Below are 13,828 nucleotides of genomic sequence, written 5' to 3' on the forward strand. Positions count from 1 at the left end.
GATTGAGGGAGAATGTCCGCTTGCGTATCCTGATCGTTGAAGACGACAAGGACCTGAACCGGCAGCTTTCCGAAGCAATGGCTGCTGCCGGTTATGTGGTCGACCGTGCCTATGACGGCGAGGAAGGGCATTATCTCGGCGATACGGAGCCCTATGATGCTGTGGTGCTCGACATCGGCCTGCCGCGTATGGATGGCATCAGCGTCGTGGAGCGTTGGCGGCGCAGCGGGCGTACAATGCCTGTTCTCATGCTTACGGCCCGCGATCGCTGGAGCGACAAGGTTGCCGGTATTGACGCCGGAGCCGACGATTATGTGGCCAAGCCCTTTCATATCGAGGAAGTGCTTGCGCGGTTGCGCGCGCTGATCCGCCGCGCTGCGGGACATGCTTCGTCGGAACTCGTCTGCGGGCCGCTCTATCTTGATACGAAAACGTCGAAGGCAAGTGTCAACGGCGTTGCGCTCAAGCTTACCTCGCACGAATATCGGCTTCTGTCCTATCTGATGCACCATATGGATGAGGTGGTCTCGCGTACTGAACTGATCGAACATCTCTACGATCAGGATTTTGACCGCGATTCCAATACGATTGAAGTCTTTGTCGGTCGCTTGCGCAAGAAAATGGGTGTCGACCTGATCGAGACCGTGCGCGGCATGGGCTATCGCATCCGCTCTGAAGAGGGCGGGGACGAAACGAAAGGCGATGACAGCTGAAGCTTCTTAGCGTCTTTCCTCCGCTACGTTCGCTCGCAGTCCGCGTCGTTACTCTTTCGACGATCTGGGTCATCGTGGCACTTGTGGTGGTGGCGACTTTCATCGGCTCACTTTATGGCGAAGCTGCGCGCAGCAATTTTGAACGCCTGTTGACCGCCCACCTGTTCAGTCTGGTCGGTGCCGTCAGCACGTCGGGCGAGGGCTCCTTGCAGGGGCGCCCGGAACTGGGCGAATTACGCTATTCCAGCCCGCTCTCCGGTTGGTACTGGTCCGTCGATCCCGTCACGCCGAACCTGACCGGAAAATTGCAATCGCCATCGCTGATAGGGCGCATCGTACCTGAAATGCCGGTCTCGCAGGCACCCTTCGACAGTTCCTTCATGCGTAGCTACACCTTGCCCGGCCTCAACGGCGAGGAGCTCTTCATCGTTGAAACCGAAGTGGTTCTGGATACTGCCAATCGCGTTGCGCGTTTTCGTGTCATGGGCAATCTCAGCGAGGTTCTGAAGGAGATATCCGATTTCAGAACCAGCCTCGCGACCTATCTGGCGATTTTCGGCATCGGCAGTATCCTCATCAATGCCGCTGTGATCCTGTTCGGCCTGCGTCCGCTCGACAAGGTGCGTCAAGCGCTGGCCGATATTCGCGAGGGACGTTCGTCCAAGCTCGATGCGTCGCTGCCTGTCGAAATTGCGCCGCTCGCCAATGAAATGAATGCGCTGATCGAAAACAATCGCCGTATTGTCGAACGGTCGCGAACGCAGGTCGGCAATCTCGCCCATTCTCTCAAAACCCCGCTTTCCGTGCTGGTCAATGAAGCACGGAGCATGGGTGGTGAACATGGACGCATTGTTCAGGAACAGAGCGAGGCGATGCAGGTGCAGATACAGCACTATCTGCAGCGCGCGCGCATTGCCGCGCAGCGTGACAGTGTGGTGTTCCGTACACCTGTGACGCCGATTCTCGAACGCATGCAGCGCGTCACGGCGAAACTCAATCCGGCTTTCAGCGTTACCTTCAGGAATGAACTGCCCAATGCGGTCTTTGCTGGCGAAAGGGAAGATCTGGAAGAGATCGTCGGGAATCTGCTGGAGAATGCGGGCAAATGGGGCCGCAAACGTATCAATATCGGGCTTGCCCCTATTTCTGGGGAGCAACGGCAGTTTGAAGTCCTGATAGAAGATGACGGTCCAGGTCTGGCATCAGACAATATCGAGGCAGCGCTGAAGCGCGGCAGCCGCGTCGATGAAACAAAACCGGGAACGGGGCTTGGGCTGGCAATCGTGCAGGATACCGTTCGCGAATATGGCGGCAGCCTGCATCTGGGCAAGAGTGCGTTTGGTGGATTGGGTGTTCGGATCGTGTTGCCGCTGACGGAAGATTGAAGGTTGTTTTTGGTCGAAAGCCAACTAGAAGATAAACTGAAAAAGTCACATGCCGATATAGTGTGCATGCTAATTGTTTATGAAGGCCGGTTGTTATGATGATGGTATCCAGGTTTTCTCACCCAGTTTCAGTCGCTTCGATGATGCTTGCCGTGGCGCTCGCATTGTCAGCCTGTGGCACGACCGGCAAGGGCACTGGTCTTGCTTCGCTGGGCGGTGGTTCTACGGAACAGAAGCCCGAAACCAGCCTGTTGACGTCTCTTGGAAACGGTCTCCTTGGCAGCGCCGCAAATCAGCTGAACGCAGCCGACCGCAAGAAGGCCCTTGAGGCTGAATATCGTGCGCTTGAATATTCACCGGCAGGTAAGGCCGTATCCTGGAGCGGGAGCGGGTCGAATTCCGGCGACGTGACGGCGGCGCAGCCTTATCAGGTCGGCTCTCAGAATTGCCGCCAGTATTCGCACAGCTTCAACATCGGCGGGTCGCAGCAGACTTCCCGTGGAACAGCATGTCGCAATCCAGACGGCAGCTGGACTCCTCTGACGTAACTCTCGCGTCCTACCTTTGCGGCGAATTGCCCTAGGTAGCAACTTACTGCAGGTAGTAGTTGGTTTTTCCCTTGGCTGCGCTTAAGTCGTAGCCATGGGATTCTGGCTTATTGCAGCATTACTGACATTGGCAGCCACTCTGGCTGTTTTGTTGCCTCTCACGCGGCGCAAGCAGGCATTCTTGCCCGCTGAAAAGAACGATCTTGAGGTCTATCGGGATCAGTTGCGCGAGGTCGAAGCCGACGCTGCACGCGGCATGATCGACCCGCAGAGCGCCGAACAGGCACGCATCGAAATCTCGCGTCGCATTTTGAATGCTGAAAAGTCCGGCAAGGAAGCTGCGGAAGCCGCGGGCAAGGCAGTGCCGGGCCGGATGCTGGCTTTCATCGCCGTGCTTGCAGTGCCGCTGATCGCCTGGGGCATCTATCCGCTTTTCGGCAAACCGGACATGCCTTCCATGCCGCTCGCCGAACGGCTTTCGGCCAGTGCGAATCGCGGCTCTGTCGATGAACTGGTAGCGCGTGCCGAAGCGCATCTGGCGCAAAATCCGGGCGATGTGCGTGGATGGGACGTGCTGGCGCCGATCTATCTGCGGCTTGGTCGCGCCGCTGATGCCGTCAATGCCTATCGCAGCTCCATTCGCATCGCCGGTGAGAATTTCCCACGCGTTTTGGGATTGGGTGAAGCACTGGCAACCGCTTCGGGCGGCACCGTGACCGCCGAGGCTGAAGGCTTTTTCAAGAAAGCTGCCGATCTCGAACCGAATGATGTTCGCCCGCAGTTCTACCTCGCACAGGGCGAGATGCAGGACGGTCGTATGGATATAGCCGCCAATCGCCTGCAGGCGTTCCTCGACAAGGCGCCGGCCGATGCGCCGTGGCGCGGTCAGATCGAACAGGCTATCGCCCGGCTTCGTAACCCTGCTTCCAACGGTGAACAGCAGCCGAAAGGGCCGACAGCGGATGATGTCGATGCCGCTTCGTCGCTCAGCCCGGAGGACCGGCAGGCGATGATCGAAGGCATGGTTCAACGTCTTGATGAAAGTCTTCGCCAGAATAGTGGGGATGTCGAAGGCTGGAAGCGTCTCGTGCGCTCCTATATGATCCTCAACCGTCGCGATGCAGCGCTGGACGCTCTCAATCGCGGCATGACAGCCCTTCAGGGCGAAAGCCGGACGAACTTGCAGAGTTTCGCAGCCGGTCTTGGACTGGAGACAGGGAACGCACAAAAATGAGCGCGACCGCAGAAGACAACGCACGTGGTGCCAAACCGGCGGGTAATTTTGCCCGAACCGTCAGCCAAAGAAAGCGCAAGCGCCTGTTCCTGATCGGCGGCGCACTGGCGGTTCTGGCCGTAGCGGTTGGATTGATGCTGATGGCCTTTAGTCAGGACATTCGCTTCTTCCGTACACCTGCCGACCTGACGGAACAGGATATGGCCTCCGGCTCGCGGTTCCGTCTCGGTGGCCTCGTCGAGGAAGGGTCCGTCAGCCGCGAGGGCAGCGAGCTGCGCTTTACAGTGACCGATACGATCAAGACCGTGAAGGTCGTGTTCGAGGGTATTCCGCCCGATCTCTTCCGCGAAGGACAGGGCGTTGTCGCCGAAGGGCGCTTCGGAGACGATGGCGTGTTCCGCGCCGATAATGTGCTGGCGAAGCACGATGAGAATTACGTTCCCAAGGACCTTGCCGACAGCCTGAAGGAAAAGGGCGTCTGGGAAGGCAAATAAAAACTAGGGCATTTCGTATCGGACCGGTGGTCCGGCAGATGCTTGATGGAGACTGCAGATGAGTGTCGAGATCGGCCATTTCGCTCTGGTTCTGGCACTGGCCCTGTCGATTGTCCAATCGATCGTGCCGGTGGTTGGTGCGCATCGCCGGGATACGCAGCTCATGTCAGTCGCGGCGCCGACGGCAATTGCAGTCTTCGCGTTGATCTGCCTTGCATCGGCGGTGCTTGTCCATGCCTATGTCGTGTCGGATTTCTCGGTCCTGAACGTGGTTGAGAACTCGCATTCGCAAAAGCCGCTCCTCTACAAAATCACGGGCGTCTGGGGCAATCACGAAGGCTCAATGCTGCTGTGGGTGTTCATTCTCACCTTTTTCAGTGCGCTGGTCGCTGCATTTTCTGGCAATCTGCCTGAAACATTGCGCGCCAATGTCCTTGCCGTGCAGGGCTGGATCGGTGTCGCATTTCTGGCATTCATTGTGTTCACCTCGAACCCGTTCACCCGCATTTTTCCGGCTCCGATGGAGGGCGGTGATCTCAATCCGATCCTTCAGGATATCGGTCTCGCGATCCATCCGCCGCTGCTCTATCTCGGCTATGTCGGTTTTTCGGTATGCTTTTCCTTTGCCGTAGCGGCACTGCTCGAGGGGCGTCTCGATGCTGCATGGGCGCGCTGGGTACGTCCGTGGGCCCTCGTGGCCTGGATGTTCCTGACTGGTGGCATCGCCATGGGTTCTTACTGGGCCTATTACGAGCTTGGCTGGGGCGGCTGGTGGTTCTGGGACCCGGTCGAAAACGCTTCGTTCATGCCGTGGCTGGTCGGCACCGCATTGCTTCATTCGGCTCTCGTGATGGAAAAACGCTCGGCGCTGAAAATCTGGACCGTGCTGCTTGCGATCCTCACTTTCTCGCTGTCGCTGCTTGGTACATTCCTTGTCCGCTCCGGTGTTCTGACCTCGGTTCACAGCTTCGCCACCGATCCGGGGCGCGGTCTTTTCATTCTGGCGATCCTTGCAATTTTCATTGGCGGATCGCTGTCGCTTTTCGCATTTCGCGTGCAGAGCCTGACGGCAGGCGGCATCTTCCACCCGATTTCGCGCGAAGGCGCGCTCGTCTTCAACAATCTGTTTCTGACGACCGCTGCCGCAACTGTGCTGATCGGTACGCTCTACCCGCTGCTGCTGGAAGTGATGACCGGCGACAAGATTTCCGTCGGCGCACCGTTCTTCAACATGACGTTCGGTCCGCTGATGATCCCGCTTCTTTTTGCGGTTCCCTTCGGCCCGCTGCTCGCCTGGAAACGCGGTGATCTTTACGGCGTGTCGCAGCGGCTGATGACAGCTTTCGCGCTCTCGCTTCTGGCTGCGGCGATCGTTCTGTGGAGCACATCGGCGAAATCGGTTCTCGCTGCCTGCGGTACCGGGCTTGCCGTATGGCTGATTTTCGGCAGCCTGACGGATCTTGTTCTCAAGTCTGGCATCGGCAAGGTATCCGCTGGCAAGGCAGTTGCGCGCTTCAAGGGTTTGCCACGTTCGGTCTTTGGCACGGCGCTCGCCCATATCGGGCTTGGCGTAACGCTGCTCGGTATTGTGAGCGTGACCACGTTTGGCACTGAGAATGTGTTGATCATGCGTCCGGGCGACACGGCCAAGGTGCAGAATTACACACTTCGCTTCGACGGCCTGCGCCCGCTGACCGGTTCGAATTTCACCGAAAACCGGGGCACTTTCACGCTGCTCGATTCCAGCTCGCGCAGTCTCGGGCAGATTGAGCCGTCCAAGCGCTTTTTCCCAGCACGCCAGATGCCAACAACTGAATCGGGCATCAAAACCCTGTGGTTCAGTCAGGTCTATGTCGCGCTTGGCGATGAACCGGGCGATGGATCAGCCGTCGTTCGCATCTGGTGGAAGCCTGACGTGACACTCATCTGGTATGGCGCTCTCGTGATGATGGTGGGTGCGCTGTTTTCCCTTGCAGATCGTCGCCTGCGGGTTGGCGCACCTTCGCGCAGTCGCAAGTCTGCGTCGAAAGAAGCGGAGGCCACAGCATGAGAAAGCGCTCGGCATTTGCGGCGCTCCTGCTCGGTGCTGCTCTGGCTATTCAAGGGACGGCGGCGTTCGCAGTCAATCCGGATGAAGTCCTGTCCGATCCGGCGCTTGAAAAGCGCGCGCGAACCATTTCCGGCGAACTGCGCTGCATGGTCTGCCAGAACGAATCCATCGACGATTCCAATGCCGAGCTTGCCCGCGATCTTCGCGTTCTCGTCCGTGACCGGCTGAAAGAAGGCGATAGCGACGAACAGGTCATGGATTTCATCGTCGACCGTTACGGCGAATTCGTGCTTCTGAAGCCGCGTCTCAATGCGCGCACAGTGCTTCTGTGGGGCTTTCCTGTCGCCGTGCTTCTGATCGGTGCGGTCGCGCTGGTTGTTGCCTTTCGCGGACGCAAACAGGCAGGCGAAGCGCCTAAACCGCTCACCGAAAGCGAAAAGGTGGAACTCGCGCGTCTGCTGGACGGAAAATAAGCGCTGGTCGCCTGCGGTTGTTATTCGTAACCTTACGAAACTTTCATGTTGTGGAAACGGAGCGGTAAGGTAGCCCTGACTATCTTACGCTCTATAAAGGTTTCACAGGTCCACGTTTCCTGAAGGATCAGGGACGGCCGGATTGCTGCTCGTAAGGAGAAATAAATGTCCAGAGCCAGGATTTCCAACTATCGCAAAGGCGTTGCCGCGATTGCACTATCGGCTGTTCTCGCCGGTGGTTTTGTCGCGACCGGCCCGCTCGGTGCGCTCAATGACGCCCGCGCGGAAGCCGTGCAGGTAACGCCACCACCGCAGGCTGCGGGTTTTGCCGATCTTGTTGAGAAGGTTCGTCCGGCTGTCGTCAGCGTTCGTGTAAAGAAGGACGTGCAGCAAACTGCTGATCGCGGTGGCAGTGGCCAGTTCTCGGGCCCTCCCGGGTTTGATCAGCTTCCGGACGATCATCCGCTGAAGCGCTTCTTCCGTGATTTCGGCATGGACCCGCGTGGCGATGCACGTCCCGACGCTCGCCCGGATCGCCGCGGCCCCGGCAAGCGTGGCCCGCGCCCCGGTCATGAACGTCCGGTCGCTCAGGGTTCCGGCTTCTTCATTTCCGAAGACGGCTATGTCGTAACCAACAATCACGTCGTTTCCGATGGCGATGCATATAGCGTTGTCATGGATGACGGCACGGAACTTGACGCGAAGCTGATCGGCACCGATCCGCGCACAGATCTGGCGGTGCTGAAGGTCAACGATCCGAAGCAGAAGTTCACCTATGTTGCATTTGGCGATGACAACAAGATTCGCGTCGGCGACTGGGTCGTGGCTGTCGGCAACCCGTTCGGCCTTGGCGGCACGGTGACGTCGGGTATTGTATCGGCTCGTGGCCGTGATATCGGCGCCGGTCCTTACGATGACTTCATCCAGATCGACGCGGCTGTGAACAAGGGTAATTCCGGTGGTCCGGCCTTCAACCTGTCTGGTCAGGTGATCGGCATCAACACCGCCATCTTCTCGCCTTCGGGCGGCAGCGTGGGCATTGCCTTCGCAATCCCAGCCTCGACCGCTAAGCAGGTTGTTGACCAGCTCATCAAGAAGGGCTCGGTGGAACGTGGCTGGATCGGTGTTCAGATTCAGCCGGTGACGAAGGATATTGCTGCTTCGCTCGGCCTTGCCGAAGAGAAGGGTGCAATCGTTGCGTCGCCGCAGAAGGACGGTCCTGCTGCCAAGGCGGGCATCCAGTCCGGTGATGTGATCACGGCTGTCAATGGCGAAACCGTGCAGGATCCGCGCGATCTGGCACGCAAGGTTGCTGGCATTGTTCCTGGCGAAAAGGCGGCACTCACCGTCTGGCGCAAGAACAAGGCCGAGGAAGTCGATATCACCATTGAAGCGATGCCGGGCGATCTCGGCAAGGCAGCCAGCGCCTTGGGCGACAATGGCGGTGGTCAGAACGAGGCCCTCGACTCCTATGGCCTGACCGTGACCCCGTCCGAAGACGGTAACGGCGTAGTGGTAACCGATGTCGATCCCGACAGCGATGCCTCCGATCGCGGTATCCGTTCCGGCGATATCATCATGAGCGTCAATAACCAGACGGTGAAGAGCGCCAAGGATATCAACAACGCCATCAGCGAAGCCGCCAAGTCGGGTCGCAAGGCAGTGCTGCTGCAATTGCAGAGCAACGATCAGAGCCGCTTTGTGGCCCTGCCGATCGATCAGGGATGATGACCGGCAGCCCCTTAAGGCTCTGAGCTATTCGATGCCAGGCGGTTCTCCGCCTGGCATCGCCTTATCATCAAACGGTATTATAAGTAGCGCCATGAAGATTCTCGTTATTGAAGATGACCGCGAAGCGGCCCGCTATCTGGAGAAGGCCTTCACCGAGGCCGGACATTCCGCCGATATCGCCGGAGACGGCGAAACCGGCTATACGCTGGCCGAGAATGGAAGCTACGATGTCCTCGTAGTCGACCGTATGCTGCCAAAGCGCGATGGCTTGTCCGTCGTGGCTGGTCTGCGCGCCAGGGGTATGGAAACCCCGGTCCTGATCCTTTCCGCGCTCGGCGAAGTGGATGACCGCGTCACGGGCTTGCGCGCCGGTGGTGACGACTACCTGACCAAACCCTATGCATTTTCCGAACTGTTGGCTCGCGTCGAGGTCCTGCAGCGTCGTTCCAGCCCGCGTGAGGCGGACACGATCTACCGCGTCGGTGATCTGGAGCTTGACCGGCTTGCGCATACTGCGCGCCGTCAGGATGTAGATATCACGCTTCAGCCCCGCGAGTTTCGTCTTCTCGAATATCTGATGCGCCATGCCGGACAGGTCGTCACGCGCACGATGTTGCTTGAAAACGTCTGGGATTATCACTTCGATCCGCAGACCAATGTGATCGACGTGCATATCTCGCGGCTGCGTTCGAAAATCGAGAAGGGCTTTGACGGTCCGCTGCTTCATACTGTGCGTGGCGCCGGTTACATGTTGAAGGCAGGGCGAGCGAAACAATCTGCAGCCGCCAAGGTGGATTGATGAGCCGCTTCTCAGCGCTCATGCGCACAACCGCTGTTCGACTATCAACGCTCTATCTGCTGCTCTTCATCGTGGGTGCGATAGCGTTGGTTTTCTACATGACCAATTTATCGGCCTCCATGCTGGCAGCGCAGACCCAGCAGTCGCTGGGCGAAGAAGTCGGCAGCATCGGCAAAAGCTATGCGCGAGGCGGCATCCCGCAGCTCGTGCGCACAATCGACTATCGTTCACGCCAGCCAGGTGCTTACCTCTATCTGGTGGCCGACCCGACAGGCCGCATCCTTGCAGGCAATGTTGAAAGCGTAGAACCCGGTGTTCTGGACACCGATGGCGTTATCGAGCGCGGGTTCAAATATCGGCGCTATGGCGAGCAGGGCACGGAAACGGAACATCGCGCCATTGCAGTCGTTATTGCATTGCCGAACGGCATGCGGCTTCTGGTCGGGCGCGATCTGGGTGAACCAGAACGGTTCCGCGATGTTATTCGCCAGTCGCTGATGCTGGCGCTGGGCATCATGGGTGTTGGCGCGCTCTTGATCTGGCTGGTAGTCGGGCGCCGTGCATTGAAGCGCATTGATGAGGTTTCGCGCGCGTCGCAGCGCATTATGGATGGCGACTTGACCGGGAGGCTTCCGGTCAATGGCTCCGGTGACGAGTTCGATCGCCTGTCAAGCAATCTCAACGTCATGCTCGGCAAAATTCTGGAATTGAACGAGGGGCTGAAACAGGTCTCCGATAACATCGCACATGATCTTAAAACGCCGCTGACGCGTCTGCGTAACCGCGCGGAAGAAGCTCTTTCCGGCAAGAAGGCGGGGCCTGAATATCGTGAAGCGCTTGAAGATATCATTGGCGAGTCGGATCAACTGATCCGGACCTTCAACGCGATCCTGATGATTTCGCGTCTTGAAGCAGGTTATTCGTCCGAAAGTCTGGAGAATATGCCGGTAGCGCCGATCCTTCGCGACGTGGCCGAAATGTATGAGCCCGTTGCCGAGGACGTGGGCGTGAACCTGACACTTGGCGATCTCGATGAAGTTGCGCTTCATATCAATCGCGAACTGGTCGGGCAGACGATTTCCAATCTCGTGGACAATGCAATTAAATATGCCGGTGGTGATGAGCGGACCGCGACCGTGAGTCTTTCGATGGAACGTGATCCGAACTGGGTCCGCATCATCGTTGCCGATAACGGTCCCGGTATTCCTGAAGAAAAACGCGAACAGGCAACGGAACGTTTTGTCCGTCTTGAGGAAAGCCGCACACAGCCGGGCTCGGGACTCGGTTTAAGTCTTGCCAAGGCTGTGATGAAATTGCACGGTGGCGCACTTCGTCTTGAAGGCAATGATCCGGGCCTGCGCGCCGTGCTGGAGTTCCCGTTGCCATCGGACAAGGTCGAATAATGGCGTGACTTAAGAGGGGATCATGGCGGCAGAACACGCAACGGCACTATTCTTCGAGAGAGAGATCCGTGCTTTGACGCCGCTTGATCCCGCAAGGGCGGAAACCTTCCTGGCCGACCTTGCGGCGCGCGCCGGAGAAGAGGAACTTACAAGTGTCGTAGCCTTGTTGAAAAAGGCGGAAGCTGAAAGTTTCTTCTCCGCCGTTCTCGATCTTTCTCCATTCATTCGCGAAGCGCTGATCCGTCATCCGCGTATTCTTGATCGCATCGTCGCCAAGGCGCCGGAGGCTGCACTACAGGATATTCTGGCTGAAATCTCGGTCAGTGCTGCAAGTGCAGACGTGACGGAAGCCTCCCTCATGACCAGCCTGCGTGTTCTGAAACGTGAGGCGCATGTTCTTATCGCGCTTTGCGATCTCGCTGGCATTTTCAATACGGAAGCAACGACGGGCTGGCTCACTGATCTGGCCGAGGCCTGCACTGGCGCTGCCATCCGGTTTCTGCTGCTTGACGCTGATAGTGCGGGCAAGATCAAACTTCCTGACCGAAACCAGCCTGACAAGGACAGCGGCTGGATTGTTCTCGGCATGGGCAAGTTCGGTGCGCGTGAACTCAATTATTCGTCCGATATTGATCTCATCGTCTTCATCGATGAAACCAGACCGGCCATCGGCGATCCGTATGAATGCGTCGAAACTTTTTCACGGCTGACGCGCCGCCTTGTCCGCATCCTGCAGGATCGCACCGGCGATGGCTATGTCTTCCGCGTTGATCTTCGCCTGCGTCCGGACCCCGGTTCCACGCCGCTGGCCATTCCTGTCGGTGCAGCACTTCATTATTACGAAGGGCGCGGCCAGAACTGGGAACGCGCAGCCATGATCAAGGCCCGGCCCGTTGCGGGGGACCGCGAATCCGGAAAGCAGGTGCTGGCGGAGCTCTCCCCCTATGTCTGGCGCAAGTATCTCGACTATGCAGCCATTGCAGACGTGCACTCGATCAAGCGCCAGATTCACGCCCACAAGGGCCACGGCGATATTGCCGTGCGCGGGCATAATGTGAAGCTCGGACGCGGCGGCATCCGCGAAATCGAATTCTTCGTTCAGACGCAGCAGCTCATCGCTGGCGGACGATTTCCCGAATTGCGCGGCAACCAGACGGTGCCGATGCTCGCACGACTGGCGGAGCGGGGCTGGATCACCGAGAAGGCGCGCGATGCCTTGGCAAAGGAATATTATTTTCTTCGTGACGTCGAGCATCGCATCCAGATGATTGCCGATGAGCAGACGCATATTCTGCCGGAAGACGATGAAGGCTTTGCGCGTGTCGCCCATATGATGGGTTATGCTGATCCGGCGGCCTTTTCCGATGTTTTTCTCGATGCGCTCAAGGTTGTCGAAAAGCACTATGCGGCCCTGTTCGAACAGGCTCCCGAACTTGGAAGCTCATCCGGCAATCTGGTCTTCACTGGCGATGTGGATGATCCGGGCACGCTGGAAACGCTCGCGGCCATGGGCTATGAGCGCCCGAGCGATATATGTCGCGTGATCCGCACGTGGCACTTCGGGCGTTATCGCGCCACACAATCGGCAGAAGCGCGCGAGCGTCTGACCGAGCTTACGCCTGCTCTGCTCAAGGCTTTTGCCGAGACCAAGCGCGCGGATGAAGCGCTCTTGCGTTTTGACGGTTTTTTGAAGGGCCTGCCTGCGGGCATCCAGCTTTTCAGCCTGTTGCAATCCAATCCCCGTCTCCTGAACCTTCTCGTGATGATTATGAGCGCCGCCCCCCGGCTTGCCGAAATCATCACGCGCAACCCGCATGTTTTTGACGGTTTGCTCGATCCGGCGATTTTCTCGGAAATGCCGACACGCGCCTATCTGGAAGAACGCCTTCGCGTGTTTCTGGGACCTGCGACCGATTATGAGGAAGTGTTGGACCGGCTGCGCATCTTCGCTGCCGAACATCGTTTTCTGATCGGTATTCGCCTGCTCACAAGTGCCATTGATGGCGTGCGCGCTGGTCGCGCGTTTTCCGATCTGGCTGAACTGATGATCGGCAAGGCATTCGAGGTTGTCGAAGCCGAACTGGAACGACGCCACGGCAAGGTTAAGGGCGCCAAGGTGACTCTTCTGGCTATGGGCAAGCTTGGCAGTCGCGAACTCACCGCCGGTTCGGATGTCGATCTGATCCTGCTTTACGATCACGACAAGGAGACGGATGAATCAGACGGTGAAAAGCCGCTGGCTCCGTCGCAATATTATATTCGCCTGACCCAGCGGCTCATTGCGGCACTTTCTGCGCCAACGGCGGAGGGCGTGCTCTACGAAGTCGATATGCGGCTGCGCCCTTCCGGCAACAAGGGACCGGTTGCCACCCACATCGAATCCTTCAGCAAGTATCAGCGCAGCGAAGCATGGACATGGGAACACATGGCCTTGACCCGTGCGCGCCCGATTCATGGCGACGAGGCGTTTATGAATCACATCAGAAGCGAGATCGACGAGGTTCTTGTCTCTCCCCGTGACGTGAAGAAGATCGCCAAGGATGTGCGCGAGATGCGCGACCTCATCTATCAGGAAAAGCCGCCTGCCGATGATTGGGATTTCAAGCTGAAGCCCGGCGGCATTGTCGATCTGGAATTCATCGCCCAGTTTGCCGTGCTGGCAAACAAGCTCGACCGGAAACCGCGTCCCTTGGGTACAGAAGAAATCCTTTCGGCCCTCGACCCGTCTTTTGCTGATCCGGCGCTTGCCGATAGCCTTGTCGGCGCCCATCGCCTCTATACCAATCTGAGCCAGACGATCCGTCTGTGTCTTGGAAGCGATGCCAAACGTGAAGAATTCATACCCGGCATGATCGACCTGCTATGCCGTGCGGCCGACATGCCAGACATAAAGCGCGTCGAGCATCATCTGGCGGAAGTCGCCGTTGACGTGCGTACGAGTTTTGAGAAGCTTTTGAACATCTAGAGCATTTCCAGCAAAAGTGCGAAGCGGTTTTGC

At 58.1% G+C, this 13,828-nt stretch carries 11 protein-coding genes; all 11 read left to right on the forward strand.

All coding sequences use genetic code 11. The features are described from left to right. Positions 1-20: 20 nt before the first annotated feature. The 11 genes from ABDF71_RS05220 (at position 21) to ABDF71_RS05270 (ending at position 13,795) form a co-directional block, all read left to right on the forward strand. Positions 21-713: a response regulator transcription factor gene (locus ABDF71_RS05220; RefSeq protein WP_012092446.1), complete on the forward strand. Its 693-nt coding sequence runs from the start codon at positions 21-23 to the stop codon at positions 711-713. A 74-nt stretch (positions 714-787) separates the two neighbouring features. Further along, positions 788-2,098 (forward strand): ATP-binding protein, encoded by a 1,311-nt coding sequence (locus ABDF71_RS05225; RefSeq protein WP_500061244.1) that lies wholly within the window; start codon positions 788-790, stop codon positions 2,096-2,098. A gap of 95 nt (positions 2,099-2,193) precedes the next feature. Beyond that, the gene (locus tag ABDF71_RS05230; protein WP_012092444.1) at positions 2,194-2,646 is read left to right on the forward strand and encodes an RT0821/Lpp0805 family surface protein; all 453 of its coding nucleotides are present in this window, start codon (positions 2,194-2,196) and stop codon (positions 2,644-2,646) included. Positions 2,647-2,740: 94 nt separating this feature from the next. Then, on the forward strand, positions 2,741-3,880 hold the full coding sequence (gene ccmI / locus ABDF71_RS05235) for a c-type cytochrome biogenesis protein CcmI (protein WP_278514105.1): 1,140 nt from the start codon (positions 2,741-2,743) through the stop codon (positions 3,878-3,880). Next, positions 3,877-4,374: a cytochrome c maturation protein CcmE gene (gene ccmE / locus ABDF71_RS05240; RefSeq protein WP_010661597.1), complete on the forward strand. Its 498-nt coding sequence runs from the start codon at positions 3,877-3,879 to the stop codon at positions 4,372-4,374. The genes ccmI and ccmE overlap by 4 nt, the downstream gene beginning before the upstream one ends. Positions 4,375-4,432: 58 nt before the next feature. Continuing rightward, positions 4,433-6,424, forward strand: a complete 1,992-nt coding sequence (locus ABDF71_RS05245) for a heme lyase CcmF/NrfE family subunit (RefSeq protein ID WP_012092442.1) — start codon at positions 4,433-4,435, stop codon at positions 6,422-6,424. After that, the gene (locus ABDF71_RS05250; protein WP_012092441.1) at positions 6,421-6,897 is read left to right on the forward strand and encodes a cytochrome c-type biogenesis protein; all 477 of its coding nucleotides are present in this window, start codon (positions 6,421-6,423) and stop codon (positions 6,895-6,897) included. The genes ABDF71_RS05245 and ABDF71_RS05250 overlap by 4 nt, the downstream gene beginning before the upstream one ends. 165 nt (positions 6,898-7,062) lie before the next feature. Beyond that, complete coding sequence (locus ABDF71_RS05255) at positions 7,063-8,625, forward strand: Do family serine endopeptidase (RefSeq protein WP_012092440.1); 1,563 nt, start codon at positions 7,063-7,065, stop codon at positions 8,623-8,625. 94 nt (positions 8,626-8,719) lie between these two features. Further along, positions 8,720-9,427 carry a response regulator transcription factor gene (locus ABDF71_RS05260; protein ID WP_010661601.1) on the forward strand — a complete coding sequence of 236 codons (708 nt, stop codon included), beginning with the start codon at positions 8,720-8,722 and terminating at the stop codon, positions 9,425-9,427. Next, positions 9,424-10,830: a sensor histidine kinase gene (locus ABDF71_RS05265; protein ID WP_029376305.1), complete on the forward strand. Its 1,407-nt coding sequence runs from the start codon at positions 9,424-9,426 to the stop codon at positions 10,828-10,830. The genes ABDF71_RS05260 and ABDF71_RS05265 overlap by 4 nt, the downstream gene beginning before the upstream one ends. Positions 10,831-10,852: 22 nt before the next feature. Continuing rightward, the gene (locus tag ABDF71_RS05270; protein ID WP_279676350.1) at positions 10,853-13,795 is read left to right on the forward strand and encodes a bifunctional [glutamine synthetase] adenylyltransferase/[glutamine synthetase]-adenylyl-L-tyrosine phosphorylase; all 2,943 of its coding nucleotides are present in this window, start codon (positions 10,853-10,855) and stop codon (positions 13,793-13,795) included. Positions 13,796-13,828 lie beyond the last annotated feature (33 nt).

The organism is Ochrobactrum sp. WV_118_8, from assembly GCF_039631535.1.
GTDB lineage: Bacteria > Pseudomonadota > Alphaproteobacteria > Rhizobiales > Rhizobiaceae > Brucella > Brucella anthropi.

Coding starts and splice junctions, on each gene's coding strand:
- ABDF71_RS05230 (WP_012092444.1), top strand. CDS start 2,194: ATGATGATGGTATCCAGGTTTTCTCACCCAGTTTCAGTCGCTTCGATG.
- ccmI (WP_278514105.1), top strand. CDS start 2,741: ATGGGATTCTGGCTTATTGCAGCATTACTGACATTGGCAGCCACTCTG.
- ccmE (WP_010661597.1), top strand. CDS start 3,877: ATGAGCGCGACCGCAGAAGACAACGCACGTGGTGCCAAACCGGCGGGT.
- ABDF71_RS05245 (WP_012092442.1), top strand. CDS start 4,433: ATGAGTGTCGAGATCGGCCATTTCGCTCTGGTTCTGGCACTGGCCCTG.
- ABDF71_RS05250 (WP_012092441.1), top strand. CDS start 6,421: ATGAGAAAGCGCTCGGCATTTGCGGCGCTCCTGCTCGGTGCTGCTCTG.
- ABDF71_RS05255 (WP_012092440.1), top strand. CDS start 7,063: ATGTCCAGAGCCAGGATTTCCAACTATCGCAAAGGCGTTGCCGCGATT.
- ABDF71_RS05260 (WP_010661601.1), top strand. CDS start 8,720: ATGAAGATTCTCGTTATTGAAGATGACCGCGAAGCGGCCCGCTATCTG.
- ABDF71_RS05270 (WP_279676350.1), top strand. CDS start 10,853: ATGGCGGCAGAACACGCAACGGCACTATTCTTCGAGAGAGAGATCCGT.